The sequence below is a fragment of the Methanospirillum hungatei genome, assembly GCF_019263745.1.
Taxonomy (GTDB): domain Archaea; phylum Halobacteriota; class Methanomicrobia; order Methanomicrobiales; family Methanospirillaceae; genus Methanospirillum; species Methanospirillum purgamenti.
The window spans coordinates 2,321,756-2,346,979 of the sequence record NZ_CP077107.1; the positions used below are offsets into that span (position 1 = coordinate 2,321,756).

Annotated in this window: 31 protein-coding genes and 2 tRNA genes; 27 read left to right on the top strand and 6 right to left on the bottom strand. The window is 45.9% G+C overall.

The window, feature by feature from the left end; all coding sequences use genetic code 11:
• Positions 1–11: 11 nt before the first annotated feature.
• Positions 12–959, bottom strand: a complete 948-nt coding sequence (locus KSK55_RS11245; protein WP_214419554.1) for an RNA-guided pseudouridylation complex pseudouridine synthase subunit Cbf5 — start codon at positions 957–959, stop codon at positions 12–14.
• Positions 959–1,654 (bottom strand): uroporphyrinogen-III synthase, encoded by a 696-nt coding sequence (locus KSK55_RS11250; protein WP_214419553.1) that lies wholly within the window; start codon positions 1,652–1,654, stop codon positions 959–961. The genes KSK55_RS11245 and KSK55_RS11250 overlap by 1 nt, the downstream gene beginning before the upstream one ends.
• A gap of 78 nt (positions 1,655–1,732) precedes the next feature.
• Between KSK55_RS11250 and KSK55_RS11255 the strand changes: the two genes are divergently transcribed.
• The 3 genes from KSK55_RS11255 to KSK55_RS11265 are packed head-to-tail and all read left to right on the top strand — an operon-like array spanning position 1,733 to position 4,435.
• Complete coding sequence (locus KSK55_RS11255) at positions 1,733–2,944, top strand: tripartite tricarboxylate transporter permease (protein ID WP_256663991.1); 1,212 nt, start codon at positions 1,733–1,735, stop codon at positions 2,942–2,944.
• A 1-nt stretch (position 2,945) separates the two neighbouring features.
• Complete coding sequence (locus KSK55_RS11260; protein ID WP_218606953.1) at positions 2,946–3,833, top strand: NOP5/NOP56 family protein; 888 nt, start codon at positions 2,946–2,948, stop codon at positions 3,831–3,833.
• A complete protein-coding gene (locus tag KSK55_RS11265; protein WP_214419551.1) occupies positions 3,809–4,435 on the top strand; it encodes a fibrillarin-like rRNA/tRNA 2'-O-methyltransferase in 627 nt (208 codons plus the stop codon). Before KSK55_RS11260 ends, KSK55_RS11265 begins: the two co-directional genes overlap by 25 nt.
• 12 nt (positions 4,436–4,447) lie before the next feature.
• Here the strand turns inward: KSK55_RS11265 and KSK55_RS11270 are convergent.
• A tRNA-Gln gene (locus KSK55_RS11270) sits at positions 4,448–4,520 on the bottom strand.
• A 362-nt stretch (positions 4,521–4,882) separates the two neighbouring features.
• Here KSK55_RS11270 and KSK55_RS11275 point away from each other — a divergent pair.
• From KSK55_RS11275 to KSK55_RS11285, 3 genes are all read left to right on the top strand, one after another.
• On the top strand, positions 4,883–7,471 hold the full coding sequence (locus KSK55_RS11275; RefSeq protein WP_218606954.1) for an MEMAR_RS02690 family S-layer glycoprotein: 2,589 nt from the start codon (positions 4,883–4,885) through the stop codon (positions 7,469–7,471).
• An 89-nt stretch (positions 7,472–7,560) separates the two neighbouring features.
• Positions 7,561–9,111, top strand: a complete 1,551-nt coding sequence (locus tag KSK55_RS11280; RefSeq protein ID WP_218606955.1) for an AMP phosphorylase — start codon at positions 7,561–7,563, stop codon at positions 9,109–9,111.
• A gap of 48 nt (positions 9,112–9,159) precedes the next feature.
• Complete coding sequence (locus KSK55_RS11285) at positions 9,160–10,587, top strand: hypothetical protein (RefSeq protein WP_218606956.1); 1,428 nt, start codon at positions 9,160–9,162, stop codon at positions 10,585–10,587.
• A gap of 6 nt (positions 10,588–10,593) precedes the next feature.
• Here KSK55_RS11285 and KSK55_RS11290 read toward each other — a convergent pair.
• Positions 10,594–10,665: transfer RNA gene (locus KSK55_RS11290), tRNA-Arg, on the bottom strand.
• Between the two features lie 52 nt (positions 10,666–10,717).
• On the opposite strand from KSK55_RS11290, the gene KSK55_RS11295 reads away from it, so the two are divergent.
• Together KSK55_RS11295 and KSK55_RS11300 are read left to right on the top strand one after the other, a co-directional pair.
• Positions 10,718–11,155 (top strand): dCTP deaminase, encoded by a 438-nt coding sequence (locus tag KSK55_RS11295; protein ID WP_214419547.1) that lies wholly within the window; start codon positions 10,718–10,720, stop codon positions 11,153–11,155.
• Positions 11,152–12,099, top strand: coding sequence for a DUF128 domain-containing protein (locus KSK55_RS11300; RefSeq protein WP_214419546.1), 948 nt, complete (start codon positions 11,152–11,154; stop codon positions 12,097–12,099). Before KSK55_RS11295 ends, KSK55_RS11300 begins: the two co-directional genes overlap by 4 nt.
• A 3-nt stretch (positions 12,100–12,102) precedes the next feature.
• On the opposite strand, the gene KSK55_RS11305 is transcribed toward KSK55_RS11300, so the two are convergent.
• Positions 12,103–13,230 (bottom strand): tubulin/FtsZ family protein, encoded by a 1,128-nt coding sequence (locus KSK55_RS11305; RefSeq protein WP_218606957.1) that lies wholly within the window; start codon positions 13,228–13,230, stop codon positions 12,103–12,105.
• Positions 13,231–13,526: 296 nt separating this feature from the next.
• Between KSK55_RS11305 and KSK55_RS11310 the strand changes: the two genes are divergently transcribed.
• Both KSK55_RS11310 and KSK55_RS11315 read left to right on the top strand, forming a co-directional pair.
• The gene (locus KSK55_RS11310; protein WP_214419544.1) at positions 13,527–14,513 is read left to right on the top strand and encodes a 5,10-methylenetetrahydromethanopterin reductase; all 987 of its coding nucleotides are present in this window, start codon (positions 13,527–13,529) and stop codon (positions 14,511–14,513) included.
• Between the two features lie 77 nt (positions 14,514–14,590).
• Complete coding sequence (locus KSK55_RS11315) at positions 14,591–15,535, top strand: galactose-1-phosphate uridylyltransferase (RefSeq protein ID WP_256663994.1); 945 nt, start codon at positions 14,591–14,593, stop codon at positions 15,533–15,535.
• A 33-nt stretch (positions 15,536–15,568) separates the two neighbouring features.
• On the opposite strand, the gene KSK55_RS11320 is transcribed toward KSK55_RS11315, so the two are convergent.
• Positions 15,569–16,411, bottom strand: a complete 843-nt coding sequence (locus KSK55_RS11320; RefSeq protein ID WP_214419542.1) for a F420-dependent methylenetetrahydromethanopterin dehydrogenase — start codon at positions 16,409–16,411, stop codon at positions 15,569–15,571.
• A gap of 196 nt (positions 16,412–16,607) precedes the next feature.
• Here KSK55_RS11320 and KSK55_RS11325 point away from each other — a divergent pair, with 196 nt between their 5' ends.
• The 17 genes from KSK55_RS11325 (at position 16,608) to KSK55_RS11405 (ending at position 25,219) form a co-directional block, all read left to right on the top strand.
• Positions 16,608–17,012 carry a Tfx family DNA-binding protein gene (locus tag KSK55_RS11325; protein ID WP_214419541.1) on the top strand — a complete coding sequence of 135 codons (405 nt, stop codon included), beginning with the start codon at positions 16,608–16,610 and terminating at the stop codon, positions 17,010–17,012.
• Between the two features lie 479 nt (positions 17,013–17,491).
• Positions 17,492–18,505: a 50S ribosomal protein L3 gene (gene rpl3p, locus KSK55_RS11330; protein ID WP_218606958.1), complete on the top strand. Its 1,014-nt coding sequence runs from the start codon at positions 17,492–17,494 to the stop codon at positions 18,503–18,505.
• 5 nt (positions 18,506–18,510) lie between these two features.
• Positions 18,511–19,260 carry a 50S ribosomal protein L4 gene (rpl4p, locus tag KSK55_RS11335; RefSeq protein ID WP_214419539.1) on the top strand — a complete coding sequence of 250 codons (750 nt, stop codon included), beginning with the start codon at positions 18,511–18,513 and terminating at the stop codon, positions 19,258–19,260.
• The gene (locus tag KSK55_RS11340; protein ID WP_214419538.1) at positions 19,260–19,508 is read left to right on the top strand and encodes a 50S ribosomal protein L23; all 249 of its coding nucleotides are present in this window, start codon (positions 19,260–19,262) and stop codon (positions 19,506–19,508) included. The genes rpl4p and KSK55_RS11340 overlap by 1 nt, the downstream gene beginning before the upstream one ends.
• Before the next feature lie 9 nt (positions 19,509–19,517).
• Positions 19,518–20,228, top strand: coding sequence for a 50S ribosomal protein L2 (locus KSK55_RS11345; RefSeq protein WP_214419537.1), 711 nt, complete (start codon positions 19,518–19,520; stop codon positions 20,226–20,228).
• Positions 20,229–20,233: 5 nt separating this feature from the next.
• A complete protein-coding gene (locus tag KSK55_RS11350; protein WP_214419536.1) occupies positions 20,234–20,647 on the top strand; it encodes a 30S ribosomal protein S19 in 414 nt (137 codons plus the stop codon).
• A gap of 5 nt (positions 20,648–20,652) precedes the next feature.
• Positions 20,653–21,117: a 50S ribosomal protein L22 gene (locus KSK55_RS11355; RefSeq protein WP_214419535.1), complete on the top strand. Its 465-nt coding sequence runs from the start codon at positions 20,653–20,655 to the stop codon at positions 21,115–21,117.
• A 4-nt stretch (positions 21,118–21,121) separates the two neighbouring features.
• A complete protein-coding gene (locus tag KSK55_RS11360) occupies positions 21,122–21,835 on the top strand; it encodes a 30S ribosomal protein S3 (protein WP_214419534.1) in 714 nt (237 codons plus the stop codon).
• Positions 21,836–22,039, top strand: coding sequence for a 50S ribosomal protein L29 (rpmC, locus tag KSK55_RS11365; RefSeq protein ID WP_011449209.1), 204 nt, complete (start codon positions 21,836–21,838; stop codon positions 22,037–22,039). It abuts the gene before it with no gap.
• Positions 22,036–22,311, top strand: a complete 276-nt coding sequence (locus tag KSK55_RS11370; protein WP_214419533.1) for a ribonuclease P protein component 1 — start codon at positions 22,036–22,038, stop codon at positions 22,309–22,311. The genes rpmC and KSK55_RS11370 overlap by 4 nt, the downstream gene beginning before the upstream one ends.
• 9 nt (positions 22,312–22,320) lie before the next feature.
• Positions 22,321–22,647, top strand: coding sequence for a 30S ribosomal protein S17 (locus tag KSK55_RS11375; protein WP_214419532.1), 327 nt, complete (start codon positions 22,321–22,323; stop codon positions 22,645–22,647).
• A complete protein-coding gene (locus tag KSK55_RS11380) occupies positions 22,644–23,042 on the top strand; it encodes a 50S ribosomal protein L14 (protein WP_011449206.1) in 399 nt (132 codons plus the stop codon). Before KSK55_RS11375 ends, KSK55_RS11380 begins: the two co-directional genes overlap by 4 nt.
• A gap of 10 nt (positions 23,043–23,052) precedes the next feature.
• The gene (gene rplX, locus KSK55_RS11385) at positions 23,053–23,415 is read left to right on the top strand and encodes a 50S ribosomal protein L24 (protein ID WP_214419531.1); all 363 of its coding nucleotides are present in this window, start codon (positions 23,053–23,055) and stop codon (positions 23,413–23,415) included.
• A 2-nt stretch (positions 23,416–23,417) separates the two neighbouring features.
• Positions 23,418–24,143, top strand: a complete 726-nt coding sequence (locus tag KSK55_RS11390; protein WP_214419530.1) for a 30S ribosomal protein S4e — start codon at positions 23,418–23,420, stop codon at positions 24,141–24,143.
• Entirely contained in the window at positions 24,140–24,646 is a 507-nt protein-coding gene (locus KSK55_RS11395; protein ID WP_214419529.1) for a 50S ribosomal protein L5, read from the top strand. Before KSK55_RS11390 ends, KSK55_RS11395 begins: the two co-directional genes overlap by 4 nt.
• Entirely contained in the window at positions 24,646–24,816 is a 171-nt protein-coding gene (locus KSK55_RS11400; RefSeq protein ID WP_214419528.1) for a 30S ribosomal protein S14, read from the top strand. Before KSK55_RS11395 ends, KSK55_RS11400 begins: the two co-directional genes overlap by 1 nt.
• 10 nt (positions 24,817–24,826) lie before the next feature.
• Positions 24,827–25,219, top strand: a complete 393-nt coding sequence (locus KSK55_RS11405) for a 30S ribosomal protein S8 (protein ID WP_214419527.1) — start codon at positions 24,827–24,829, stop codon at positions 25,217–25,219.
• Positions 25,220–25,224: the final 5 nt, after the last annotated feature.

The window sequence follows — 25,224 nt, forward strand, 5'->3', positions numbered from 1 at the left end:
GCCTATATACATTAGCAGTCAGTTCTTTTAAGGCTTTTCTCTCTAGGGGTATGAGTCTTCCATACTGCAGGGTAAATTCCGGTGTCCTGCAGCACCAGGCGGGGAGCGACAACGAGTCCCTTTTCTCCGGGAACAATACGTGAACTTGTCATAAGTGCCTCTCCAATTCCGATAAGATCCTCTCCTGCCATCATAACCACAAGATCCTCCATCTGGAACTTATCAAAACTCATTATCCCTCGTGATGATAGTCGTGCCCCATGACAGATGGCATCCGCTGCTGACTCTTTCATGTATATTCGTGGCATTCCTTCAAGAGCCTCAAGAGGTGATCGAATGATTTGTGCAAGGGCAGTCTCATCACCCGTACGTGCCTGTTCAACAGCATCTCGCAGGGCATGCAATGTTACACAATCTTTTTCATAAAATGGACCTGACCGCGTCCTTCTGAGCTCAACCATATGTCCGCCAACTCCACAGGCTAGGCCAATGTGATGGCATAATGATCTAATGTATGTACCCGAATCACACTTTACCCTGAGAAGGACCAGGCGGTCATTTCGGTCAAGCATCTCGAGCTCATGGATTTCCCGAATACGCAGAGCCCGCTTAACTGCACTTCTCTTCGGAGGTCGTTGGTATATCCTGCCGGTAAAATGCAGAATGACCTCTTTGAGATCATTATCTGACACGTCTCCCTGAAGACGGAGGAGGGCAATATACTCCTTGTCATCCTGGTGGAGAATACTTGTTAGTCTGACCGCTCTTCCAAGTAAAATTACCAAAACACCTGATACCGGCGGATCAAGAGTGCCGGTATGACCAACTGATGACACGCCGGTAATCTCCCTGACCCATGCGGCAACCTGGTGGCTGGATGGTCCTCGAGGCTTGTCGATCAGGATGATAGATCCCTGGTGGGCTGCTATGTTTCCCAGGGTATGTTGTTGTTGGTTCATTATCCACCTGGATTCATGAGTAAAAAGAGATTTAATTCATCAAGCGTGCCTTCAAGAGATCCATCACCAATTACATCAGGGATAAGTCCTGCTTCTTCCATAGCTTCAGCAGTTACTTCGCCGATTGCGATAAGGACCAGATCCTCTCTTCGTTTCCACAGGGCAGATTTGAATGATAAGGCACTCGTAAACAAAATTCCCTCTGCTGTGCCTAGACTCAGGAGTTCATAGGTAGGAATCAGGGAGTATATCTGATATTCAAATGGGAATCCCCCTGCATCCCGGATGCCATTGAAAAGTTTTTCATTCGGTGCATCTGATCGGGGAATTCCAATTTTTTTCCCAACAATCCATTCACCCAGGAATGGAACAAATGCCCGGGAATAAAATTCATGGAGAACTTCACACATGATGCCAAATTCCCGCAGAGCTTTTGCAGTCTGCGGCCCGATTGCGATTACACGTGGGAGGGGCAGATCCTGAAGGCACGGCCCTATCTGATGGGCTGGAAGAGCACTTGTAAAGAAAATACAATCAAATTTTCGATCCTTCACATCCTGAATGAATAGATCTATCTGATCACTATTCATTTCCCCGACAAGTGGGGAAACAGTGAAACAATCGTGGCCTCTTCGTGCGCACCGTGCCTGGTCATCCCCATCTTTCCCTTTCAATCGTGTAATTGCAATCCGCATATCATCCCCCGGCCCCATGTATTCAGAACGGATGCGGATATTTTATGCGTTCTATACACTTAAATCCATGAGAACCAGATGATTCCTGTTTTGACCGGTATTATAGGTGGTATGGTATGTGGGACAATAAGTGGTTTAACGCCAGGAATTCACGCAAATATGATTGCAGCGTTTTTGCTTGGATTTTCTCCAATCATTCTACCTTATCTTGGTCCGGAAGGAATGGCTGCAATCCTCATTGCCACGCTTATCACTCACTCATTTCTAGAAATAATTCCCGCTACATTTCTTGGAGTCCCGGATGATGGCACGGCTCTCTCTGTATTACCTGCTCATTCACTTACTATGGATGGGAAAGGTGAAGAGGCAGTCCGGATATCAGCTCTTGGCTGTCTGTGGGGTGTGATCTTTGCAATTCCCCTTGCATTAGGTGCATTATGGTTTATTCCCTTACTGCAGACTCCGATAGATATTCTGACAGGTTCACTTCTGATACTCATTATGGGGATAGTTATCGTTCGCAGCGAATCTACCGGCTGGCTTTGTGCCCTGTTTCTGGTATCCGGACTTCTTGGGATGTTTGCATTTCGGTTTGATTATCTTTCATGGAATACCCTGGGTGCAGGAAACATTCTCATGCCTCTCCTCACCGGACTCTTTGGTCTTCCCTTTCTACTGACAGCATCTGAAGGAAGAATTCCTCGTCAACACTATTCCGGGATGGAGATAAGTACTCACACTATTATACGGTCAACACTTCCTGGAACCTTTGCAGGTCTGGTAGTGGGGTGGCTTCCAGGGCTTTCTACGGCATCGGCAAATACTCTGGTATCTGGATTCATTCCCTATGATGAGGGGAGAAGAAATTATCTGACGGCAATGGGTGCCTCCACACTTGCAAATGCAATCATCGGCATTGCAGTATTCATTGCAATAGGACGTATGAGAAACGGGGTAATGACAGCTTTTTCAGGATTTGATACCCCCCCGGTTTTATTTCTTTTAACTATTGCTGCCATTGTTGCCCTGGGGGCATATGGGATTACCCTCGGATGTGCCGGGTTGGCTCAATCACTATCAGGACTGAATAGTTCACACCTGAATACCGGAGTTGCTGTGAGTCTGATAATCATCTGTGGGATCCTCACCGGTCCCTTTGGGCTCATTATTCTCATACTGGCAACAGCGATTGGAATGATCCCCGAATTGCTTGTCATTTCAAGAGTTCCATGTATGGGTGTGGTTACGATACCAGTGATCCTCTATTCTTTTGGAATCCGGGTAATCTAACATGAATAAAGGAAAAGAAACGAAAGAGAATCCTGATTGGTTCACATTTTGCACAAACAAATTTGAAGAAATCCTCTCTCCCTCTTCATTAGCCTGGATGGATTCGCTAAATGTCATACGAGAACTAAGGGATTCTGGAGGTCTACATGGTCTGCCAGACTGGCAGGATGCGGTTTCCCGGAGTATTGTTACAGACAGGTCTGCCTATCTGTCACTGTTACGGGATGTCTCAATTGGTCTTCTTGTTTATGATCTTGAGGATTCATGTAATAAGGATGAAATGGCCCTCATTCATCTGGTGAGAATCCTGGATGAGATTGATAGAGCTTTATCACGGCTCTATGAAAAAATTGAAGATTATTATATTGCAATGCATCCTTCAGAACTTGCCGGGTATGAGAAAAATATCCGAGAACTTGTTGATTCTTTTGCAAAGAAAGAGACTCATCCCTTACGTCACCTAGCAAAAAATCTCATAAATCTTCAGGAATCAAGATCGAACATCGCACTTCATGTTCGTGAATATGCTGAAAAGGTAATACCAAATATGTCAGCTCTCTGTGGGCCTCTTGTAGCGGCCCGTTTGCTGGAACACGCTGGCAGCATTGACCGATTGGCCCGTATGCCAGGATCATCTCTTCAGGTGCTCGGAGCTGGTCCGTCACTATTTAAACACCTGACAATAGGATCAAATCCTCCCAAACACGGGATCATATACCAATACAAAGGAATTCATCATGCAAAACGCAAATCCCGGGGAAAGGTCAGTAGGGTTGTCGCTTGTCAGCTTGGTATAGCAGCTAGAATAGATCGGTACCGGGGATCTCGTGATGAGGTATTTATAGAAAAAGCAGGTGAGCGGATATGCAGGGCAGGCAAACGACTTTAATTTGGCAGGATGGAATTCTGCTTTCACCTGGAAAAATTTTGCCAGGTGATCGGGTTCATAATGGAATGAGGATCTGGCTTCCGGAAAAGAGCAAAGTTGCTGCTCTTTGTCATCTTAACGGAGAGCCTCTGATTAGAGACGCTAGAATATTATATTTGGGAGCTGCGTCCGGAACCACGGTTTCATTCCTTTCAGATTATGCAGAAGTGATATATGCAGTTGAATTTTCTCCCAGACCTGTCCGGAGCCTTGTACGTCTTGCTCGTCAGCGTTCCAATATTATTCCTTTCTTCATGGATGCCCGGATCCCTGAACGATATCTGCCGTTTGTTGAACCGGTTGATATCCTCATACAGGACATTGCACAACGGGATCAGGTAGAGATAGTAGTAAAAAACCTCTGTATGCTGAAAAAAGGAGGAAATCTTATTCTATTTTTAAAAATGCTCTCGATGGGTGTATTAAAGGAATATGAAGAAATTATTGATCTGAGTATCATCCTTTTAAAAAAGGCAGGAATAACGAATATGCAGGTTATTCAATTAGAAAAATATCACGCTGGCCATGTTGCAATAACTGGGGTATATTACCCTAAGCAATGAAAAGAAAGATTATAGCCCGAAGCAGATTCGAACTGCTGTCACAAGGTCCAGAGCCTTGTATGATTGACCTCTACACTATCGGGCTGAGAGCCTCTATATGTTAGGGGCAATGGTACTTAAATTTATCTCTGACTCTTCTGGATGCTGGTGGCTTCACAGGTGATGCGCGAAATTCATAAAATAACCCCATGAATATAACATCTCTCTTCGTTATGCTAATCAGGTGGATCTGTAATTCTCATAATATTCAGGGGATATGAAAAATCGCAGTCACATTTTTACACTTTTGGATGGTTCAATACCAAAAAGGATATAAAAGGCATTTCACAAATATCTAGTCATACTTCGATTTCTCGGAGTATATGCATACATCCGGTGAACAGTCACCAATAACAATGGCTGATCGGCGGATGAATGCGAAACGAACGTTTGTTCGGAGGACATGTAATGAACGCAAAATATGCAGTTGTCATGATGGTGCTTGTTGCACTTGCACTTGTGGCACTTCCTGCTTCTGCAGCAATCAACAAGATTCCAGCCGGGGGAGAAATCTTCCTTGGTGAAAAGGGACTTGATGTTTCTGCAGCAGTAGGCGGGGCAAGCCAGATTGCATGGTGGCAGCCAGGTACCAACACCGAGACTGAGCAGCCTGCAGATATCCAGCAGGTTACCAACGCACAGTCATTTTATGTTTCCCCTGATATCTTCGTCGGAAAGACCGGCAACTGGTATCAGTGGAATGGCAGCGTAAAAGGACCGCTCTCATTTAACATCAAAGAACCATCACTCAACCTGAAGGTCTGGGATGGATCTGTTGATGAAGATGTAACCGGCAAGGCAATTCCGGTAGGTAACTACGGAAACTTTGTCGTTGAGACCAACATGCAGAGCATCATCACCCGTCCAGGGTTCCAGCCTGCAGATGCACCTTTCAAGATCAAAGTAAAGAGTGCAGATGGTGGTGTCTACACCAACCTTGTTGGAAACAACGGTAAAGAAATTTCGCTGACCAATCTTGCTGTTAATCAGCAGCTGTGGTACTGGGTAAGCCCAGACAACAAGCACACTGAGCCAGCACCAAATGACGGATGGAACACTGCAGCTGAGGACCAGTACGGTAACCGCATGTACAAGGCAGGTACCTACACAGTCTGGGCAGAGTGTAACGCCAATGGTATGAAGGATCAGTATACTGCACCTGACGGTTCAGATTATACCGGGAAGACTATCTCTGCTGTAAAGAGTGTTCAGATCGCCACCGACCAGGTGAAGATCGAAGCCAACAAGGACACAGTAGTCCGTGGCAACCCATTCTCTGTCACCATCACTGGTGTACCAAATGCTGAGTACTATGTCTGGGCAAAGGGAACCGGCTCAATGACCGGTCAGCCTGATGACCAGCCACCGATGATCCTGTCCTCACAGGCTGATGTCAAGCAGGACGCAGCTGCAGGACCATACGAAATCGGTAAGTACCAGTATGAAGGTGGTGCAGGGAAGAGCATCAAGCAAGATGTCCCCGACGATCCCGAATTCCACGGAACCAAGTTCTACGCACTTGTAAAACTCAACTCCAGTGGAACCAGAACCGTTGAGTGGAAGTCTTCCAAAGACACAAAGGACAAGAAGTACACTATCCGTGTAGAACGCAAATCCGGAAGCCAGTACAAGTCTGATGAAGTCGATGTCAAGGTAGAGAAGGGTGATGTAACCATCGTCGCATCTGGTGACCAGAGTTACTACCTTGGTGAGGAAGTCAAACTCTCCGGTACCAACTCCGAGACTGACGTTACTTATCTGTTTATAACCGGTCCAAACCTCCCGACACGGGGTGGTATGCTGAAATCTCCACGTAAGGAAGTCAACAATGACCAGCCTGCATCCTTTGATCAGGCAGACGTTCAGGATGACGACACCTACGAGTTCAAGTGGCAGACCGCCAACCTTGAGATTGACGCAGGAACCTATACTGTATATGCTGTAAGCGCTCCACGTGACAAGGATCACCTGAGCGATGCACAGTACGACACTGTTTCACTCGTTATCAAGAAACCATACATCCAGGCAACCGCATCTGCAAGTGTTGTTGCAAAGGGTGACAAGATGTACCTCCGTGGTACTGCAGAAGGCGACCCGTCCAAGGGTGTTGCAATCTGGATTCTTGGAAAGAATAAGGCTCTCTACGCAACTGAATCCGTGAACGATGACATGTCATTCGAGCACGAAATCAAGAGCGCAACAACTGAGTCTCTCTATGCTGGACAGTACTTCGTTGTTATCCAGCACCCGATGTACAACAACGAGTTCGATGTCTACCCAGACAACCCGATCGAGCCACAGTACGTCTATGGTTCCTACCCAACCCGGAACTCCCAGATCTTCAAACTGGGTGGCTCTGGAGCACTTCAGGGAACTGATGCAGCAGAAGCACTTGTGCAGGCAATCAACTCCGCAATGGTAGACGATACCTACACCAAGCTTCAGTTCCTCGTTGAGGAAGCCAAGGTCACTATCAATCCGATCGGTGAGCAGGCTGTAGGTTCCAAGTTTGAGATCACCGGTACCACCAACCTCATGTATGACGACAACGATCTCCTTGTTGAGGTAACTTCTTCCTCATTCAAGCCGACCGACAAGTCACAGAGTGGTGAGTTCAGCGGTGCAACCGGAACTGTCAAAGTCCAGCAGGGCACTGACGGTCTGAACAAGTGGACATTCAATGTTGATGCAAGCACCTTCAAGCCGGATGAGTACATCGTCCGTGTCTCTGGTGTTACCACCGACACCGTCGAAACTGCACTCTTTAACGTAGTTGAAGCAGGTGCAATTCCGACCGCAGCTCCAACTGTTGCACCAACCGAAGCTCCGGTAGTTAACGAAACTCCAACTCCGGAACCAACCACCGTTCCACCAACCCCTGAGCCAACCACTGTTCCACCAACCCCTGAGCCGACCCAGCAGTCCCCAGGATTTGGTGCACTGATTGCTCTTGCAGGTCTTGGTGCTGTCGCATTCCTTGTAATGCGCCGGAACTAAACGGAAACCCTTTCTTTTTTTAGTCTATCGATCTCTTCCCCTCGTATTATCAGAGGACCATAAATAGGATCAGACAGCATATACCGGGTATGCGACTTACCGTTCGACTCGTGGATATTGCTGCACGGGGAATTCTCTTACATTTCAATGATGCAAAATCACTTGGGGTTCTGACTGGCGACAGAGTTGTTATCTCATCTCCGTCATCCGGAAAAGTAACTGCCGATTACGTGGAAACCACTACCACCCTCATTGAACAGGGTCGTATCGGTGTCTACCATCACACAAACGAATTGCTCGAACTAACAGAAGGTGGTGTTGTTGATGTCAGCGTAGCAGACCGTCCGGTCTCCCTTGATTACATCAAAAAGAAGATGGAGGGAGAAAAACTCAACCGTGAAGATATCAGAACAATTGTAACGGATATCGTGCAGGATAGACTTTCTCCAAGTGAGATTACTGCTTTTGTTGTCAGTTCATATATCAACCAACTGGATATGGACGAGATTGAATCTCTTACTCGTGCTATGGTTGAAACCGGAGATCAGATTGAATTTCATTCCGGACCTATTGTTGATAAACATTCCATCGGTGGAGTGCCAGGGAATAAGATCTCTCTAATAGTAGTTCCGATTATTGCTGCAAGTGGACTGTTAATCCCAAAAACAAGTTCAAGAGCTATTACTGGAGCCGGAGGCACTGCTGACCTAATGGAGGTTCTGGCTCCGGTTGAGTTTAGTGCATCAGAAGTCCAGGAAATGACTATAAAGACTGGAGGTGTGATAGTCTGGGGTGGTGCTACAAATATTGCACCTGCAGATGATAAGATCATCATTCAGGAATATCCATTTAAAATTGATCAGATTGGACAGATGATTGCCAGTGTAATGGCAAAGAAATTTGCAGTAGGTGCTGACGTTGTTGCTATTGATATCCCGGTTGGAAAATATTGCAAGGTTCATTCAATAGAAGAAGGACGAAAACTCGCAAGACAATTTATTGAGTTAGGTGAACGTCTGAACATGCGTGTTGAATGTGCCCTTACCTACGGTGATGCACCTGTTGGACGTGCTATTGGGCCGAAACTAGAAATTAAAGAGGCACTTAGTGTTCTTGAAGGAAGTGATTCTCCCCGCTCCTTAATACAGAAGAGTTGTGTTATTGCAGGAATTGCCCTTGAACTTGCCGGAAAAGCAAATCGTGGAGAAGGAGCAAATGTTGCACTGGAAATATTGCAGTCCGGGAAAGCATTACAAAAATTCCAGGAGATAATTAAAGTGCAGGGAGGAAAACCTGACATAGCCTCTGCACAGATTACTGCAGGGGAGCATTTTTACACCGTTCGTGCAGATAGCAATGGGTATGTTATTGATCTAAACAATCATTCACTGATAACCATAGCTCGGACGGCTGGTGCGCCTGCAGACCACGGAGCAGGATTATATCTTCATGCAAAACATGGAACAAGTCTTTCCAGAGGAGATCCTATTTTTACTATCTATGCAGACAGAAAATGGCGCCTGGAAAAAGCAATTGAGATAGCCAGACGATTACGTCCTGTTATTGTAGAAGGTATGCTCATTGACCGGGTTCCAAATGTCAGGGAATGGTTACCCGGAAGATCACGTAACCATGACTAAAAAATACCTATCCTTTTTTGATAGAACCGCTAACACACTATATCAGGTATGCATATTCCTGCCGCTGGTATCGTTAGTATCTGTCTCATCCTGTCGATGTGTCTTGTGTCAGGATCATCAGTTATGGTTATTGTCTTTGAGCAGTCAGACCGGACTGCTTTGATACCTGAAGCCATCATTTACGCTGATGGAAAAATTGCCGGAAAAACAGATCTCAACGGTGCATTCAACCTGAGTTTTGAAGGATATCATCCGAATATACGGGTTGCGAAAGGAGGATATACGGATTGGACCGGTACTTTTGCAGAAAATGATACTGCAATTCTGGTACCACTCCAGGTACGCAATAGTACGCTCTTTGTAGAAGTTTTTGATGCAGATACTCTCATTCCTGTTCAGAATGCTCACATTATAGCCACAAGTGAGGATGGAAGCAGGGAAGATGGTTACACAGGTCCTGAAGGGAAAATACAACTGGCTTTACGGTCAGATAAGGTATATAATCTCGAAATCACCGCACAAAATTTTCAGGTTGTCCATGATACCGTAGTCACCAGTGGAGATAGCTCAACGGTTCAATACTCACTTGTCAGAAATGATAGAATCTCGATTCGGGTATTAGATTCATTAAGTGGCTATCCTGTTACTTCTGCTCATGTACAGATAGATGGAATAAAAGCAGGTATAACTAATGATCGTGGTGTTCTGATTTCTAATACCAGTAGAAATGTTGAACATATTTTTGATATTTCTGCTGAAGGATATGAATCCACCCATCTTGCTCGATCAATTTCTTTTGAAGATCAGGTTGTAGACATCCCTCTTGTGAAGGCAAAAACTACCATTTTTGTGTCAGTGTACAACAAGGATCAGATGCCACTTTCAAAATCCCGAGTAAAAATGGATGGTTCATTACAGGGTGTAACAAATGAATTTGGCCGGATTATGATCCCATCACTTGAGATGAAATCATATGAGTTCACGGTTACTCGTGATGGATATAAAGAGAACATGGTATCATTCACTCCTGGAAATGAGACAAGTGATCTTATTATAGTTCTTGAAAGTGAATTTGTTGATTTGGAAGTGCTTGCTCTGAACAGCAATGGTAATCCATTAAGCAATGTATCAGTATACCTTCTTGGAGAAAGCCAGGAACCTCTCAACACAAATGAAACTGGCTTTGATGGCATTTGTGTTCTCCCGGCAATAGAGGAGAAGTCCTACCGGATTAAAGCCGAAAAAGGGGGGTATTATCCGAACACAACCACAGCTAGTACAAAAACGAATCCAAATCATATTATCCTCCATACTCCAGATACGATACAAAGCGTTTCTTCATCTGGTGAAATACCCTGGTTTTATGGTATCGGGGTTGTGGTCCTTATTGTAGCAGGAGTAGGAGTCTATCTCATTCTTTCAAAGAGAAACAGACCTTACAGAAGGGGTCGCAGCAATCGAAGAAGATCGTTGTAAAAGAGACGGATCCAGTGGGAATCGAACCCACGTCTCCGGGTCCGAAGCCCGGTAGGATATCCGCTACCCTATGGATCCCCTCAGTATTTCAATCCATAGACTGATAATCTTTATTCTCCCACCTTAGGATATGATCCTGTCATCACAGTCTATTCGCTCCCGGATTGACCGGCCTGTAACAGAAGGAGGCTTAATTCTGGATCCTTATGCCGAAGAAAGCCAACAACCGGCCTCATATGATTTACGCGCCTCTGAACCGGTTATGATCAGACGTAATATGATGACTCTCCTGGCAAGTAAAGAATGGATTGAACTCCCCGTTGATATCGCAGCTACCTTGAGGTGTCGTTCTTCTTACGCAAGGCGCGGAGTATTTATCAGTGGAGGGTTCGTTGATCCTGGTTTTCGGGGACACTTAACTCTGTGTTTGTATAATTGTGGAACAGAAGATGTATCTGTCCAGGAAGGTGACAGAATAGTGCAGATGGTCTTTCAGGAAGTAGATACTCCAACAGATGGGTACTCAGGTAGATATCAGGACAGCCATGGGGTGGTTACAGCACGATGATAAAGACCGAACATAAATACATCGAAATTCTTCGCATTCTTAAGGATTATCAGGAACCCATGGGCGCTAAACGCTTATCTGAGTTACTGGCAGAGCGGGGATATGTGATGACCGACCGTGCAGTCCAATATTATCTCCGGTACCTTGACACTCGGGGATTTACCGAAAAAGTTGGAAACCAGGGGAGAATTCTCACACCGTCTGGAATAATGGAGACCGATCGGGCTCTTGTTGATGATCGAATCGGTTTTGTCATCTCGAAACTTGAGCGTCTTGCATTCCGAAGCACTTTTGATCCCTCTACTGCAACAGGTGATGTTGCATACAACCTGACCATTGTCCCAGATGAGATTATTGAACCGGTATCTCATATGTTTGATATGGTACGAGATGCCGGCTGTAGTTTTTTCTCCGGGTATTCTGTTCTTGACCGTGATCAAAGGATTCCTCCCGGACATACCGGCATTCTGACTGTATGCAGTATCACAATGGATGGGGTCTTTCAGCATAATGGAATACCGGTTAAAGTAGCATATGGTGGAACCATTCAGATTGAAGAGAAAAATCCTGTCAGGTTTATGAACATTATCGGGTATCAGGGCTCCACGGTTGATCCATTACAGCTTTTCATTGGAGCTGGGTTAACTTCAATCACTCAATATATAAACTCGGGATCGGGTCTATTACTTGCTAACGTAAGACAAATCCCTGGAGCTGCAGAAGAGCGCGGATTGTCGCTTATCAGCCAGATGCAGGATTGTGGTTTCAGATTCCCCCTCACCATGGGAAAAGGCAGGATTTTTAATCTTCTAACTGATCCTCACCGTATATCGCTGGTCTCTTTTTCGGGGATGAACTCTATTGGATGTGCCGCTGAAGCAGGATATAAAGTGAGAACAGAAATAGGTGCAGGGACGATTCCCTTCTCAAAAGTAATTGATTGAATATTATCGTGTATTTTCTTTTTGGCCGAACCGTTCATAGAGATCCTGAACTCTGGTAACTGTTCGAAGACCCGAAAATACAATGAGGACTGATACACGATTTGCATCTCGGGGTGACACCGGAATATCCCCTGATCTCATTTCAAAACCATCGATGCTTTCATCTATCCATTTTCGGACAGCCATATATCCTTTCATGGAGAGTTCATCTTCAGGACCGGATAAGAGAATAAGTGCTTTTTTTGCAGTGGAAAAATCGCAATATGCTGATATTTCACGGAAAACCGCTCTTTCAGCTAGTTTGACAATCCGTGCAGCCCGTTCATGTCTGCCTACCCGAGTATCATTTCTTTGTTTCAGAAGTCCCATCCGACCCATATCAGGGAGTTCTTCTTCAGCAAGACCAATCGTGATGAATGACATTCCGGTGATTGTGTTGAGAATCTCACGGGTATCCAGAACGGTCTGTGGCACTCCTCGTTGTACCTCCCCAGCGTTAATCAGTAATCGGATTCTTCGCGCAATATGCCGGTTTACGAGGTCATATGGTTCGACACTTTCCTTTTCTGAAGTACCGGGAAGCCAGAACTTATCTGAGATTCCTGTTCCTCTCTGCATGGTTGTGTCAGTAAGTTCTCCACGAGCTTTATCGAGCCAGAGCTGGTTATCAAAAATAATGACCCCATCTACGAGAGACCGAATCATTTGCAGATTTTTCATGGCCCTGATAAGGCGTGTTTCCCCTTCTTCTTCGGCGGGGATAGTTACTAGGGCAAAAACCGGTTCAAACATAGTCTCACGGATGATTGCAACCAGATGGGGCACGAGACTTATCAGCCCACCCCCAAGACCTGCGCAGACCAGGATGGCTTCATGTGTTCCCACATCAAAGCTTTTTAGTTTTGCTTTCACCTCATCGATGGTAAACCGTGTTGTGAGGAGTTCAGGAGCTTCAATGTCATCCTTTGGAAAATAGAATTTTGCTTCTTCTTCAATATGATGCAGGTGTTCGAGAACATCGGGATCATTATCAACTGCTATTGCATGAAGATCTGAACACCTGGCAGAGCTTCCGGATGGCCTGATTATTGCATCTGCGATTTTACTCCCTGCAGTTCCAAGGCCGAGCATCAGCAATCTCATATTGTTACATCACTACCATATTTGCTCAAAGAGGATCCTGATTACTATGTATTCTGTTCATCTGATACAAGTGTTCCTGATTTTTTGATATTGAGATATCGACATAATGTGCGGTTATCAAAGAGAAACCGATGCGTCATCCTCAATCTCTTATGATTTTTTTTTCCGATACGTTCATATTTTTGGAATTCTGTTTTTGGATGCAAAAAAACCCAAAAAACCCCAATATCAAATGATAATATTTTTACCGGAAAGGGTGTTAATAAAGAATTGAGGTGTAGACCTTGAGTTATGGAATAGAATTCGTTCCGGGAAATATTTCCGTCAAACAAGTAGTTAATTATTGTAAACTCGCAGAATCAAAAGACATCGATTTTGCCTGGATTACAAATCACTACAACAACCGTCACTGCTACCCGACACTTGCCGCAATTGCACAGGCAACCACAACCCTGAAGATGGGACCGGGTATCATGAACGCTTTCACTGATACACCTGCTGCAATGGCCTCATTTGCATGTACTCTAAATGAGATCTCCGATGGCCGTGCTGTCATGGGAATTGGACCTGGTGATCTTTCAACTCTCCCAAAGCTTGCAATCAGCCCTGATAAGCCGGTTGGTCGTCTGGAAGAAGCAGTTGTCCAGATGCGCAAACTCTGGGGTGGCGAAGAAGTCAAAAAGAGCGGCATGAAGTTCTTTGACTACGATGGTGCCAAGCTGACCGGTGTCCAACTTCCAGGAAAGAAGGGAATTCCGGTTTACATTGGAGCACAGGGTCCAAAAGTCCTTGAACTTGCAGGGACTATCGGAGATGGTGCTCTCATTAATGCATCAAACCCGAAGGACTTCGATGTAGCCATTCCAATCATCAAAGCAGCCTGTGAAAAGGTAGGGAAGAAAGGATTTGATATTGGTGCATACACTGCAATGTCCATTGACATGAACGAGAAGAAGGCACGGAATGCAGCAAAGATTGTTGCAGCATTTATCGCCGCAGGATCTCCAGAACCACTCCTTCAGCGTCATGGACTCGATCTCGCCAAGGTAGCCAACATCAAAGCAGCACTTGCAAAGTTTGATTTCAAGACTGCAGGTGAGAATGTTGACGACGCAACCATTGATGCCTTTACCATCGCAGGAAGCCCTGACACTGTAAAGCAGAAATGTGAGGACCTTCTGAAATCTGGTGTTACTCAAATTATTTTCGGTTCACCACTTGGTCCGGATATGGTCAACTCTATCCGTCTGCTCGGCAAATACGTCGTGTAAATTTAATACCTTAATTTTTATTTTTTTCACAATAATCTGCTTTCTTTGGAAACACAGATATACTCTTTAGGAGTTATTTGAAGATTGAGATGTTTCAGAGCAGAAGATTAGAACATGCCAATGGCTTTATTGAGTTCAGGACAGAATCTCTCACTGGTTTGAAAACCCGGATATGTCCGGAACGATTGAAACGTGGTATAGGAATTCCTGATATCCCGGAATATTCATCTGAAGGTTGTCCTTTTTGTTCAGACCTTGTTACATCGGTCACTCCGGTATTTCCTGATGGTTCACGTCTTATTATCGGTGAGAGTATTACCTTTCCCAACCTCTATCCATTTGCATCATATCATACAGTTACCGTCATTTCTCGTGATCACATGGTCCGGACTTTCACACACCGGCAGATCCATGATGCGCTTACTGCGCAAATTGAGAGTCTGGAAGAACAATCTGGATACGTTTCAATCAATTGGAATTTTCTACCTTCTGCAGGTGCATCACTCCCGCATCCTCATCTTCAGGGTCTTGCCGATCCAGTTCCTGATACCCTGCCCATGAAATATCTTCATGGTTCAGAGGAGTTTTTTCATCGTCATGATTATTCATGGTGGAAGGTTCTATGTGACCATGAATCTGATTCTGACCGATTTTTGAATGGATTGAACCTTTTTTGGTATGCCCATCCTGTGCCGATTGGTGAAAAAGAGATCAGATGTGTTCTGCCTGGTACAACACTCACCGATTTTGGTTGTGTTGTTCGTGATTTTGCCGAAGACCTCGTTCGAATTCTTGATTTCTATCAAGATATGGGAAATGGTGCCTGGAATTTATCTATCTTTTTCGGAAAAGAATCAGAGCGTCGCTATTTTAATTCTTTTGCAACGATAGTGGCACGTATTAATCCAAATCCTCTTTCAACATCGGATACAGCTTTTATGGAAAAGCTCCATCTGGAACCGGTAATATTGACCTTGCCTGAAGATATTGGGATGTTGTGGCGAACAAATAATAAATCTTAATACTCACTCAAAAAAAGGAACCCGTTTTTGGGTTTACTCTGGCTTGCTGATGAGGGTCTTCTTTGCAACCCGGGTACCGTCATTCTTGTGTGGTTTCCGGATCACTGCATCAGTTGCCTTTTCCATCTCACGTGCTTCATCACAGAGGAGCGTTGCCTGGCGCATCATCTCATGTGCGGATGCAACAATCGGAGTATAATTTTCAAACCCTTTGGTCATGAAACAACCCTTAACATTGACTCCGGCAACTGCCTGTGCAATTTCATATGCTGCGCGTGCTTTTGCATATGCGTAGGGGTTGCTGAATTCTCCTTCAACGGCCTTGTCTGAAGACATGACAATCTTCGGGAGAGCAAGGTCTTTGCCCTTCTTTCCAGCTTTTACCTGGTCGATTACTTCATCGAGTGCAACCTGGAGTTTGCGGAAAGCGCCGGTAATGGAGAGCACTTTGATAAGGTTACCGTTGTAGTCTGCCATTTCGATGGGGTCAAGGAATTCACGGCGTGCACCAATCATGGAGTCACCCTTCATGATGATGTATCCAAATTCGCTTGCCTTGAGTGCTTCCCACTCTTCTTTCTTGGTGGTGATATCGTCAGTGATGACGACACAGGGAATGCCTGCTGCTCCAAGTGCTTCACGTGCTCCCTTTGGTCCTGGAAGAACTCCATTTGGAGAGACAACGATACAGAAGTCCGGGCCCCATGCTTTCATGTTTGTGACAACACGGTCGATATCTTCTGGCTGAAGTTTGGTTCCGGATGTTGCCATGAATGTCTGCATATCTTCACGGTCTGCACGCTCATCCAGGAGAAGTTCTGCCATTACACCGCTGGCAATATTTCCGAGTTTTGCAATTCCTACTTTTACAACCATACTACACCTCTGTGTGTTCAACGATACTTTGACAAAATATCATAATAAATATTGTGAAATCGTTTTTTGTCAAAAAACCTGAAATGGCGCGGATAGTAATTTTTTTTAAACAGATAGGATATTTTCCATTAACCTTTCTGTTTTATTGACCAGGTTAACGAAACCTGTTTTAATTTATATGTTCATAGGTGAGTGTATGAAAGAAGGGTTACTCACTGATAGACAAAAGGAGGTTCTCAGGTATCGGAAAGCAGGGCTTACCCAGCAGCAGATTGCGGATATAATTCGAACATCTAAGGCAAATATCTGTACAATAGAAAAATCTGCCATGGAAAATATCAAACGAGCGCGTGAGACTCTGGATTTTTTTTATAGTCTTGATGCTCGTCATCTTTGCACAATTGATAAGGGATCAGACCTTTTTGAAGCAGCAAAGAAGATTTTTGACGAAGCAGAAAAAGCAGGCATTAAAGTCAGATATGATAGTATTCAATTAATGAACCGGATTCGTGAAGAAATACCTGAAAAAAACAAATCTCGGCTGGTTCGGGAAAAAATTGAAGTATATCTCAAGGATGATGGCGACCTCTATTTTGAGTAAACCGAAGCCAAATATTTATACCTTATTTTGATGAATATTAGGGAAGCCTCGATAGTAAGGATTTCATCTCCTCACTATCTAATTGAACCTAATCTGACTTTTTTCGGTCAAGACGCGGTCATAAATTGCTTTAATTGCAATGGGCTGAAAGAGTGGGATGTGATGTCGGCAAGGGTGGACGATGCGGCCCGAGTCCTGGTAACAGGATAAGCCGAAAGATCACGCATCTTACGAGAGACCGGTAGCCGCAAGATAAAGGCAAGATCTGTCTACACGCGAGAGTGTTCATTCTAGCAGGATTCCCTGCATATCCGAAAAGGGACTCCGTGTTGTAGGGAGAGATCTGGTCATGTCTTCTGGCAAGTAGCAGTTATGGCGAAAGCGCATATACAGCTCATGTCCCGTGTCTCTTTCCTGCATCGAAGCACTACCGGAAATCGGGGTGTTCCCAGATACAGTAAAGAAGGACTGATTGATACATGCCAACTATTCACAGACCTCGCATGGGTTCCCTGGCATATAGCCCAAGGAAGAGAGCGAAAAGCCCTGTTCCAAAATATCATGCGTGGCCCGCGTACCAGGGAGAACCTGCACTCCAGGGCTTTGCAGGATACAAAGTGGGAATGACCCATATCATCATGGTTGATGATCATGCCCACAGTCCGAATGAAGGAAAGGATATCATGGTACCGGTTACGGTCATTGAAGTGCCAGATATGCGGGTTGCCGCTATCAGGGTTTACCGACATGATACCTACGGAAACCATGTCCTGACAGAGATCTGGGCTGACAACTTTGACAAAGAACTTGGCCGGAGATTGAACCTTCCAAAGAACTATATGCGTGACGAGGCTGAAAAGAAGATTCGCGAAGCACTTGATGCAGATAAAATCGTCGATATCTTCGCTCTTACATACACACGTCCCTCTGTTCTTACCGGTGTTCCAAAGAAAGTTCCTGACCTCATGGAAACCCGTATTGATGGTGGTTCAATGACAGAACGGTTTGAATATGGTCTTACCATGCTGGGGAAGGATTTCGATATCCAGTCTCTCTTCAAGGTAGGTCAATATACAGACATTACTGCCATCACGAAAGGTAAGGGGACTCAGGGTCCGGTAAAACGGTGGGGTGTCCACCTTCGGAAGAGAAAACACTCCCGTGGAGGAAAAGAACGTCATGTCGGAACTCTCGGACCATGGACTCCTCACCATGTCAGATGGCAGGTTCCTATGATGGGTCAGATGGGATACCATCAGAGAACTGAGTTTAACAAACGCCTTCTCAAAATCGGAGAAGATGGTGCAGAAATTACACCGGAAGGCGGCTTTATCAATTATGGAGAGGTACGGGCACGTTACGTCCTCATTAAAGGTTCAGTTCCAGGGCCTTCAAAGCGTCTTGTTCGTATCAGACACTCTATGCGCCAGGGAGAACACAAGATTCGTGAACCCACAATCGGGTTTGTGAGCCTGGAGAGCAAGCAGGGGTGAAGTAAATGAAAGCACAGGTATTGACACTTACTGGAACTGTTGCCCACGAGATAGAACTTCCTCCGGTCTTCAGCTCAGAATATCGCCCTGATCTTATCAAGAAAGCGGTTATCGCTCAGCAAAGCCGGCGATATCAGCCACATGGAGCATATGTATACGCAGGAATTACTGCATCAGCCGTTGGTTGGGGTAGTGGTCGTGGTGTTTCACATGTTCCACGTCTGAAAAACAGTTCTCGCGCAGCTAAAGTTCCACAGGCAAAAGGCGGGCGTGAAGCACACCCACCAAAAGTAGAGAAAATACTGGTCAGGGATATCAACCAGAAAGAGAAACGCAAAGCACTTCGCTCAGCAATTGCTGCGACCCTCTCTTCTGAACTTGTCCGATCACGTGGCCATGTGTTTACCGGTTCACTTCCATTTGTTCTTTCAGGAGAATTTGAGTCTCTGAAGAAGACAAAAGAGGTCATTGCTGCACTCCGTGCAATCGGAGTATATGGTGATGTAGAGCGGGCAGAACGTTCACGGAAGATTCGTGCTGGTCGTGGAAAACTTCGTGGACGCCGGTATAAACAGCGAAAGAGTATTCTTATCGTAACTGGAAATGAGCGGCTCCGTGCTGCGAGAAACCTTGCCGGTGTAGATGTGTGTCTTGTTGACAATCTGAACGTCGAACTTCTGGCACCAGGAACTCAGGCAGCTCGTCTTACGCTCTGGACCGAAGATGCTGTCCGTAAACTCGGAGGCGAGCAGTAATGATTCTGAAATATCCATACGCAACTGAAAAGGCAAGCATGATTGTTGAGCGAGACGGTCAGCTGCAGTTCATTGTTGACCGGAAAGCATCCAAGGATCAGATCAAACTCGCAATTGAAAAGATGTTTGATCAGCCTGTTATTGCAGTTCGGACCCTGATGACAAACCGGGGAGAAAAGAAAGCAATGGTGAGTTTTTCAAATCCGAAAGCTGCTGAAGAAATCCTCAGCCGACTCGGAATCATGTGAGGTGCCAGCATGGGACATAGAATTACAACTCAAAGTCGTGGACATGGAAGCCCGACATATCGTGCACCATCACACCGGTATAAGGCAGCACTGAAACATCTTGGTCGAGCTGGCGAAACCCTTAGCTACAAGATTGTTGATATTGAACACGATCCGGCCCGTCACACTCCAATCGCACTTGTCGATGTTCCAGGTGGGGAGAAAACCTACGTTCTGGTTACAGAAGGAATGGGTATTGGAGATGTGCTGACCTGGGGTGCTGAAGCAGAGATAAAGAATGGCAACACTCTTCCACTTCAGGCAATTCCAACCGGGTCTTCGGTCTGCAATATTGAAGCATATCCAAATGACGGTGGCAAGTTTGTCCGTGCAAGTGGTGTGCAGGCAACTGTTACTGATAAGCTGGAAGGCCGTGTTGCTGTCCGGATGCCAAGTGGTTCCACAAAGTGGTTCAACGGACAGTGTCGTGCAACAATTGGTATTGTTGCTGGTGGAGGACGAAGTGAAAAACCATTCGTGAAAGCCGGTAAGAAATACCATAAGATGAAAAATACCGCAAGTACCTGGCCGCGTGTCAGAGGTATTGCCATGAATGTTATCGATCACCCATTTGGTGGCGGTGGTCATCAGCATCCGGGTAGACCGAAGACGGTAAGCCGTGGAACTTCTCCGGGTAGAAAGGTAGGACATATCGCAGCCCGGCGGACAGGACGGAGGTGAACGGAATGGCAAAGAAAGTACAGAAGAAACTGCCACGACGGAAGGAGGAATTTACCTACCATGGCTATAAGATTGACGAACTCCGTGAAATGAGTCTGCAGGATCTGCTTCCGGTCATGCCGTCCTATGCCCGGAGAAAAGTAAACCGTGGTTGGACGATTGGAGAGGAAAAACTCCTTTCAGATATCCGCAGTGGAGGTTCACGAATCAGAACTCATCAGCGTGACATGATCATTCTTCCAGAGATGATTGGTCGCGAAATTGAGATCTACAATGGTAAGGAATTTATCCGTGTAGAACTCCAGCCGGAATCTGTATTCCACTACCTTGGAGAGTTTGCATTAACCAGAAGGCGGGTTACCCACGGTTCAGCCGGTATTGGTGCAACCAGGTCGAGTAAATTCGTTCCGCTGAAGTGATGAATATGGCCAGATTTGATTATTCAAACCAGGTAACCGGGAAGGACATCGCCCGGGGACGCGTGAACGAGGCTCCGATATCACCAAAGCATGCAATTGAGATTGCCAGCTTTATCAGAGGTATGAAGCTTGACGACGCAGCAGAGTATCTGCAGAGTGTCGTTGCTCTTCAAAAACCGATCCCGTTCAAACGGTTCAACCGTGATGTCCCTCATCGGAAGGGACTTGTCGGCTGGGATGCCGGCCGGTACCCACAGAAAGCAAGCCGCGTATATCTCCGGCTGCTTAATAATGTCCGGAAAAATGCTGAATACAATGGTCTTGAAGGAGAACAACTCCGGATTGTTCATGTTTCAGCAAACCGGGGTATCAGAAGACGGAGTTTCATGCCTCGTGCAATGGGACGGGCAACTCCGAAAGACCGTCAGACCGTAAACATTGAGCTGGTCGTCCGTGAGCAGGAGGCCTGATATTGTGGCAGTAGAACGAAAATTTGTTGCAGACGGGGTCAGAAAAGTCCGCGTAGAAAGACATCTTGGTCACGAACTGAAACGTGCAGGATACGGAGGGATGGATCTTATCAGGACTCCCCTTGGCACCCAGGTGACAATCTTTGCTGAAAAGCCAGGTATTGTCATAGGAAAGGGTGGTAAGGTTGTCAGATCTCTGACGCAGGATCTTGCAACTACGTATGGCGTTGAATCTCCGCAGATTGAGGTCCAGCAGGTTGACAATCCAAACCTGAATGCCCAGATTATGGCTGAGCGACTTGCAAGTGCTCTTGAACGTGGTTGGTATTTCAGAAAAGCGGGTTCTTCAACCCTCAGACGGATTATGGACTCTGGTGCACTTGGATGTGAGGTTGTCATCTCCGGTAAGCTTACCGGGGCCCGTGGTCGTGTCCAGAAATTCACTGAAGGATATATCAAACACTCTGGTGATCCAGTCAACACCCTCGTTGACAAGGGATATGCCGTTGCAATCAAGAAACTGGGTGTTATTGGTGTCCAAGTTCGCCTCATTCCGCCAGGTGCATTACTTCCTGATCATTTCGAGGTTACTGCAGAAGTAACCAAGAAACAGAGAAATATGGCTCACATCACTCGTATCTCAAATGATTATGAAGAGGAAGAGTTAGATCTTGATGCAATCGTGGATGAGCCAGATGAGTTCATGGAGGAAGAATAAATGGCAATCTTCCGTGCACGGGATGTTTCACAGCTCTCAGATGTAGAACTTGTTGAACAGGTTGACAAACTCCGGATGGAACTGATCCAGTACCATGGAAAAGTCAGCGCCGGAGGATCCACCGAAAACGCTGGTCGGATTCGTGAAATCCGCCGGACCATCGCCCGGATGAAAACCGAGCAGAACCGCAGAATGCATGCATGATCACCCCGCAGAACATACTCCGGCATGAATTTACCGGGCTGGATGTCAGGGTGGAACAAGCACAAAACCAGTACCTGAATGGAATATCTGGTCTGGTTGCGATGGAGACACGAAATATGATCTTCATCAAAACCGAGACCGAAGTCAAAAAAGTGGCAAAAAAGGGTGTAATCTTTCGATTCACCCTTCCTTCAGGAAAACGTGTTGATGTAACCGGTACGGTGCTCATCATGGCACCAGAGAAACGCATCAGCATGCGAATCAAGAGATAGAGGCTCATAATGGCAAGAGATATCGGATTAAACGTCCCAGTCCCAGAAAAGGATTGCAGTGACGTAAACTGCCCGTTTCACGGCACCTTGCCGGTGCGCGGCCAGGTGATCACCGGCAAGGTCGTGAGCGATAAAATGACAGGATCGATTGTAGTTCAGCGGGACTACCTTCATTTTGTCAGAAAATATCAGCGATACGAGAAACGGAGTTCAAAAATCCATGCACACAATCCCCCATGCCTGCATGCACGGGTTGGTGACATGGTTAGTATAGCAGAGTGCAGGCCACTCTCCAAAACAAAAACCTATGTTGTGGTTGAGGTGAACCGGTCATGAAGGGTCTTGGGATAAAAGTCCCACGTGCAGTAAGTACCGGAACCAAACTGACCTGTGCAGATAACACGGGAGCACGTGTTGTTCAGGTCGTTTCGGTTTTTGGATACCACGGTGTCCGCCGTCGTCAGCCAAAGCTTGGACTTGCAGATATTGCAACAGTGTCAGTAAAGAAAGGAACCCCTGATATGCGGAGAAAACTTGTCCGTGCTGTTGTTATCCGTCAGAAAAAGGAGATCCGCCGACCAAGTGGTCTTCGTCTCAGTTTCGAGGATAATGCAGTTGTCGTTGTCGATGACAAGAATGAACCAAGGGGAACAGAGATTAAAGGTCCGGTAGCCCGTGAAGTCGCAATCCGGTATCCCCGTATCGGCTCTATGGCCACCATCATTGTGTGAGGACAGGTGCATGGTACGAGTAATTAGCAGTCAGCCAAGAAAACAGAGAAAGGCCCGGTACAATGCTCCGCATCATATGCGTGGCTCACTTCTTCATGCTGCTCTTTCAAAAGAACTACAGGGGAAGTACAAACGCCGGAGCATTCGTGTTATCAAAGGCGATACGGTGAAGGTTCTCCGTGGAGATCATGCCGGAACCGAAGGATTAGTTGATTTTGTCATCACCAAGGATGCACGGATTGTCGTTGACGGTGTCTCAGTAAAGAAGGCAGATGGAACTGAAGTTCCCCGTCCGGTTGATCCATCCAATGTGATGATCACCGAGCTGAACCTTGAGGACAAGCGACGTGAACAGAAACTGAGTGGTGAGTAAAGATGGGACATCACCTCAAGCGGGTTGTATCACCAAAATCATGGGGAATTGCACGCAAGTCGGAAAAGTTCGTTACCAAGACTTCTCCAGGCCCGCACAACAAAAATGCACTTCCGATCGTTGTCTGGGCACGTGACCAGATGGGCATCGTCCGGAACATGAAGGAAGCAAAACACGTTCTCCGTGAGCGTGAGATTATTGTCAATGGCAGACCGGTCCGTCGCACGGATATGGGAATTGGTATCTTTGATATTGTTTCAATTCCGAAAAGCGGAAAGCACTACCGAATCCTTCGTGACAAAAAGGGACGTCATGTTACTATTCCGATCGATGAAGAAGCAGCATCTTCACGTCTCGTGAAAATCACCAACAAGACCATTGTTAAAGGTGGCAAAGTTCAGCTCAACCTTCGTGATGGTTCAAATGTTCTTACTGACAAGCAGTATAAACCTGGTGATTCAATTGTTCTTTCCTTAAAAGAAGGACAAAAAAATGAAATAATTGATTACTTCCCGTATCAGACCGGTAATATGGCAATGATTATCGGAGGAAAACATTCTGGTGTTGTTGCCAGAATTACTGAATGTATTTCAGTTCCGGGAAGTCTTCCAAACCGGGTCATTCTGACAGATGAGCGTTCTGGTGAGACTTTTGAGACCATTGAAGATTATGTTGTCATGGTTGGTAAAGAGTCACCTGCAATTGATCGCTGGGGGATTGAGGAATGAACCCAAATCGTTCAGTGGCTGTTGATAAGGTAGTTGTTCACATGGGTGTTGGAGAAGCTGGTGACAAACTGGTGAATGCCGAGCGAATCATCTCCGAGATTACCGGAAATACTCCGGTTCGGAGTGTTGCAAAGCAGACTCTCCCAGCATTTGGTATCCGGAAGGGTGCCCCCATGAGCTGCCGTGTCACTCTTCGGGGTGAAACCGCTGAAAAGTTCCTTGAAACCTCAATTCGTATCGTTGAGAATAAAATAAATTCCCGCGCATTTGATAAACAGGGGAACTTTTCCTTTGGAATTGAAGAACATACTGATTACCCGGGCCAGAGTTACGATCCAAAAGTTGGTATTTTTGGTCTTGATGTGACAGTTGTTCTCAGAAGAAATGGTGTCCGGATTGCAAGACGGCACATCCAACAGAAAAAACTGCCACTTAAACAGCTGGTAACTGTTGATGATGCGAAACTCTTCCTTAAGGACCACTTTAACGTGGAGGTACAGTAATGGCCAATAATAAAGCTGGGAAAGAACGGACCAAAATTTTTGGACGTGGATCTCACGAATGCTTACTTTGTGGCCGGAAACAGGGACTTGTCCGCAGATACAATATTTTCTTCTGTCGACAGTGTTTCCGCGAATGGGCACCGAAAATGGGCTTTAAAAAACTGAACTGAGGGGAGTTTCATGGCAAGACTGAATACAGTGGCGGATGCTATGAGCACGCTTAAGAATGCCTCTGATACCGGCCGGGCAGAATGCATTGTCCAGCCAGCAGGGAGGCTGATTGGTGAGCTCCTCCGCATTATGAAAGAAGCCGGATATATAAAGGAATATACCCGGATTGAGGACGGTCGTGGTGGCCAGTTTCATGTGATCATGTCTGGTTTGATCAATAAGTGTGGTTGTATTTCACCCCGGTATTCTGTCTCTTTAGATGAGATGGAATATTGGGAACAGCTGTACCTTCCGTCCAAAAGTATCGGAATGCTTATGATTTCCACATCAAAGGGAGTCATGGGTCATCATGATGCCCGCCGGAACGGAGTCGGCGGTGAATTGCTTGGATATGTCTACTGAGGGAA

Coding starts and splice junctions, on each gene's coding strand:
- KSK55_RS11390 (WP_214419530.1), top strand. CDS start 23,418: ATGGGACATCACCTCAAGCGGGTTGTATCACCAAAATCATGGGGAATT.
- rpl3p (WP_218606958.1), top strand. CDS start 17,492: ATGCCAACTATTCACAGACCTCGCATGGGTTCCCTGGCATATAGCCCA.
- KSK55_RS11340 (WP_214419538.1), top strand. CDS start 19,260: ATGATTCTGAAATATCCATACGCAACTGAAAAGGCAAGCATGATTGTT.
- KSK55_RS11300 (WP_214419546.1), top strand. CDS start 11,152: ATGATAAAGACCGAACATAAATACATCGAAATTCTTCGCATTCTTAAG.
- KSK55_RS11400 (WP_214419528.1), top strand. CDS start 24,646: ATGGCCAATAATAAAGCTGGGAAAGAACGGACCAAAATTTTTGGACGT.
- KSK55_RS11350 (WP_214419536.1), top strand. CDS start 20,234: ATGGCAAAGAAAGTACAGAAGAAACTGCCACGACGGAAGGAGGAATTT.
- KSK55_RS11405 (WP_214419527.1), top strand. CDS start 24,827: ATGGCAAGACTGAATACAGTGGCGGATGCTATGAGCACGCTTAAGAAT.
- KSK55_RS11305 (WP_218606957.1), bottom strand. CDS start 13,230: ATGCTCGGCCTTGGAACTGCAGGGAGTAAAATCGCAGATGCAATAATC.
- KSK55_RS11345 (WP_214419537.1), top strand. CDS start 19,518: ATGGGACATAGAATTACAACTCAAAGTCGTGGACATGGAAGCCCGACA.
- KSK55_RS11320 (WP_214419542.1), bottom strand. CDS start 16,411: ATGGTTGTAAAAGTAGGAATTGCAAAACTCGGAAATATTGCCAGCGGT.
- KSK55_RS11250 (WP_214419553.1), bottom strand. CDS start 1,654: ATGCGGATTGCAATTACACGATTGAAAGGGAAAGATGGGGATGACCAG.
- KSK55_RS11370 (WP_214419533.1), top strand. CDS start 22,036: ATGATCACCCCGCAGAACATACTCCGGCATGAATTTACCGGGCTGGAT.
- KSK55_RS11245 (WP_214419554.1), bottom strand. CDS start 959: ATGAACCAACAACAACATACCCTGGGAAACATAGCAGCCCACCAGGGA.
- KSK55_RS11280 (WP_218606955.1), top strand. CDS start 7,561: ATGCGACTTACCGTTCGACTCGTGGATATTGCTGCACGGGGAATTCTC.
- KSK55_RS11325 (WP_214419541.1), top strand. CDS start 16,608: ATGAAAGAAGGGTTACTCACTGATAGACAAAAGGAGGTTCTCAGGTAT.
- KSK55_RS11380 (WP_011449206.1), top strand. CDS start 22,644: ATGAAGGGTCTTGGGATAAAAGTCCCACGTGCAGTAAGTACCGGAACC.
- KSK55_RS11265 (WP_214419551.1), top strand. CDS start 3,809: ATGCAGGGCAGGCAAACGACTTTAATTTGGCAGGATGGAATTCTGCTT.
- KSK55_RS11260 (WP_218606953.1), top strand. CDS start 2,946: ATGAATAAAGGAAAAGAAACGAAAGAGAATCCTGATTGGTTCACATTT.
- rplX (WP_214419531.1), top strand. CDS start 23,053: ATGGTACGAGTAATTAGCAGTCAGCCAAGAAAACAGAGAAAGGCCCGG.
- KSK55_RS11275 (WP_218606954.1), top strand. CDS start 4,883: ATGAACGCAAAATATGCAGTTGTCATGATGGTGCTTGTTGCACTTGCA.
- KSK55_RS11295 (WP_214419547.1), top strand. CDS start 10,718: ATGATCCTGTCATCACAGTCTATTCGCTCCCGGATTGACCGGCCTGTA.
- KSK55_RS11355 (WP_214419535.1), top strand. CDS start 20,653: ATGGCCAGATTTGATTATTCAAACCAGGTAACCGGGAAGGACATCGCC.
- rpmC (WP_011449209.1), top strand. CDS start 21,836: ATGGCAATCTTCCGTGCACGGGATGTTTCACAGCTCTCAGATGTAGAA.
- KSK55_RS11255 (WP_256663991.1), top strand. CDS start 1,733: ATGATTCCTGTTTTGACCGGTATTATAGGTGGTATGGTATGTGGGACA.
- KSK55_RS11375 (WP_214419532.1), top strand. CDS start 22,321: ATGGCAAGAGATATCGGATTAAACGTCCCAGTCCCAGAAAAGGATTGC.
- KSK55_RS11285 (WP_218606956.1), top strand. CDS start 9,160: ATGCATATTCCTGCCGCTGGTATCGTTAGTATCTGTCTCATCCTGTCG.
- KSK55_RS11395 (WP_214419529.1), top strand. CDS start 24,140: ATGAACCCAAATCGTTCAGTGGCTGTTGATAAGGTAGTTGTTCACATG.
- rpl4p (WP_214419539.1), top strand. CDS start 18,511: ATGAAAGCACAGGTATTGACACTTACTGGAACTGTTGCCCACGAGATA.